The sequence below is a fragment of the Kitasatospora sp. NPDC057500 genome, from assembly GCF_042802195.1.
Classification (GTDB): Bacteria; Actinomycetota; Actinomycetes; order Streptomycetales; family Streptomycetaceae; genus Kitasatospora.
This window is the reverse complement of record NZ_JBHVER010000409.1, coordinates 1-2,431: the sequence shown is the minus strand read 5'-3', so window position 1 is coordinate 2,431 and position 2,431 is coordinate 1. Positions and strand designations below refer to the sequence as shown.

Sequence of the window (2,431 nt, the reverse complement as noted above, 5' to 3'; positions counted from 1 at the left end):
GCTCCGTTGGCCCCTTGCGGCTCGCAAGGGGCCTCTCCTCGATGCGCGAGACGGCAACGCCCCCTCGATCGGCACGATCGAGGGGGCGTCCAACTCATGAGTCGTGGTCGAGTCCACCTGCCTTGATCAAGTTGAGCAAGTCAGCAAAGACAGCGGGACCGACACCGAGTGTGGTGCCAGGTTCATCGGATTCGCGGACCTCGATCAGATCGTCCGAGGCCCGGACCTCGACGCACTCGTTGGATGCGCCGCTGTAGCTGGACTTCTGCCACTCGAACTTACTCATACCGCCCCCTGATGGTTCGAATGAACTCGCGCGACTCATCATCGGGCAATGCGAGGGAGTCCAGTTGCGCGAACGTTGCTCGATGGCTGGCCAGGTCAGCGGGGGCGTCGAAGAACAGAACACCTTGGGCCGTGTCCATCTGAAGGGTCGCGAGCTCGGGGACAAGCCCTTCAGCAAACATGATGTTCTCTCCGGCGCCGGGGAAAGTGTCCATGTCGAATGGGACGACCCTCACGGAGCAGACCCCGGCAGCCGAATCCTCGATCAGGCTGTCGAGCTGCTCGGCGAGGACCCTCCGGCCACCGAACTGCATCCTCAAGGCCGCCTCGTGGATGAAGGACACGTGCGGCGTACCGCTGGATCGGAGGGCTTGCTGGCGCTGAACCCGAAACGCTGTCCTGGTATCGATGTCACGCTGAGGCAGCGGTGGCGAGATGCGAGCGAAGACTGCAGAAGCGTAGGCGCCGGTCTGCTGAAGGCCAGGAACGTAGGTCGTCGCCCAGGTGTAGATCTTCAGGGCATGGGCCTCCATCTCCGCAACCTCAAGGAAGCCCGTCGAAAGCGTCCCTCGATACCGCTCCCACCAGCCCTTTGGCCGTGACGACGCGAACCCAACGAGGGCCTCGATGAGCGGCTCGTTGGTGCACTTGCACGCTGCTGCGATCGTGCGCAGCCGGTCTGCATTGACGCTGGTCTTCCCGTTCTCCATCTGCGTCACCTGGGCCGCGCTTACGCCCAGCAGGTTGGCGAGTTCGCCACCTCGTAGACCTGCCTGCTCGCGCATTCTTCGCAGTTCGGCGCCCAGTCGGCGCTGGCGAAGCGTGGGGTTCGGGCGACCCGGCATAGCGTCCTCTCGATGTTCTGTGGCCCCAGTGTGCCGTGGAGCGCGAGCGCGAGGCCATCGTCCCCCAGGAGAGGGAATCCTCCGCCAAGTTACCTAAACTTAAGTCGATGTGCCGTATGGTCTATCCCACAACGATCCGATGGATCGTCAGTAATGCTTGAACTCATGGGCAGTAGGCGCATGTTGCCCACTTTGCACCGCAGAGCAGCCGGGCCCGGGCCGGCCTCGTTCACGGTGACGCATCCATCGAAATCCCCCGCTCCTCCCCCTCTCACCTCTTCCATGGAGGTCTCTCATGCGTGCCCTCGACCCGCCCGACTGCACCGCCGTCCGCGCCGAACTCCGCTCCATCCTCCACACCGCCGGCTGGCACCGACACCGTCGACGACGCCGAACTCGCCTTCCAGGAACTCTTCGTCAACGCCTGGCAGCAGGGCGACTGCCCCGTCCCCGGCGTCCTGGTCTCCCTCGTCCCGGCCACCCTGCGTGTCGCGGTCTGCGACGACAGCCCCGACCTGCCCGAACCCCGCCTCCCCACCGACCCCTACGCCCTCTCCGGGCGGGGCCTCCACCTCGTCCGCGCCCTCACCCACCGCTTCGGCGCCACCCCCCACCAAGACCGGCAAGATCACCTGGTTCGAGCTGGACGCCGCCGCGTGAACACCACCCCCTTTACCCCCCACGACACCTACCTCCGCACCTACACCGAACCCGAGGCCACCGCCCTGCTACGCGAACTCCACGAGCGCGGCAAGCCCTTCGGCATCCAGTGGGGCTCCGCCCACGTCAACGGCACCACCATCGACGGCCGACTCCTCATCTCCTTCGGCGACACCTCCCTCGCCACCCTCCTCAACCTCCTCGCTCTCCTGCGCGAAGGAATCAGGGACCGGTGAACTTCCTCATCGGCGCCGCCTTCGCCACCCTCCTCACCCTCGCCATCGCCACCGTCGTCACCGGCGTCGTCACCGCCCTCAAGGTCGGCCCGCCCCCGCCGCCCATCACCCGCCACGGACGCTGGGAACTCCGCACCCTCCCCGACGGCACCCCCGAGTACACCTGGATCGCCCGCCAGGCCGGCCACTTCAGCCTCGAAACCAACCCCCACAACCACAAGCCCCACGGCCGCCACCGCATACCCCAGTAGCCGCCCGGAGTGGGAAGTCGGACCGGCCGACTTCCCACTCCGAGCAGCACGGCACGGTCCCGGTGCCCCCTTACAAGCAGCAAAGGGGCACCGGAGAAAACCCCCGGAGCAGGAAGTCGACGACATCGACTTCCCACCCCGGCCTCTTGGTGGC

The 2,431-nt window shown here is 66.3% G+C and carries 4 protein-coding genes; 2 read left to right on the top strand and 2 right to left on the bottom strand.

The window, feature by feature from the left end; all coding sequences use genetic code 11:
* Positions 1 to 94: 94 nt before the first annotated feature.
* Together ACFU74_RS37025 and ACFU74_RS37020 are read right to left on the bottom strand one after the other, a co-directional pair.
* Positions 95 to 286 carry a DUF397 domain-containing protein gene (locus ACFU74_RS37025; protein WP_380764535.1) on the bottom strand — a complete coding sequence of 64 codons (192 nt, stop codon included), beginning with the start codon at positions 284 to 286 and terminating at the stop codon, positions 95 to 97.
* Positions 279 to 1,130 (bottom strand): helix-turn-helix domain-containing protein, encoded by an 852-nt coding sequence (locus ACFU74_RS37020; protein ID WP_380764534.1) that lies wholly within the window; start codon positions 1,128 to 1,130, stop codon positions 279 to 281. The genes ACFU74_RS37025 and ACFU74_RS37020 overlap by 8 nt, the downstream gene beginning before the upstream one ends.
* A gap of 299 nt (positions 1,131 to 1,429) precedes the next feature.
* On the opposite strand from ACFU74_RS37020, the gene ACFU74_RS37015 reads away from it, so the two are divergent.
* Together ACFU74_RS37015 and ACFU74_RS37010 are read left to right on the top strand one after the other, a co-directional pair.
* On the top strand, positions 1,430 to 2,026 hold the full coding sequence (locus ACFU74_RS37015; RefSeq protein WP_380764533.1) for an ATP-binding protein: 597 nt from the start codon (positions 1,430 to 1,432) through the stop codon (positions 2,024 to 2,026).
* Entirely contained in the window at positions 2,023 to 2,277 is a 255-nt protein-coding gene (locus tag ACFU74_RS37010; RefSeq protein WP_380764532.1) for a hypothetical protein, read from the top strand. The genes ACFU74_RS37015 and ACFU74_RS37010 overlap by 4 nt, the downstream gene beginning before the upstream one ends.
* The last annotated feature ends 154 nt before the right edge of the window (positions 2,278 to 2,431 follow it).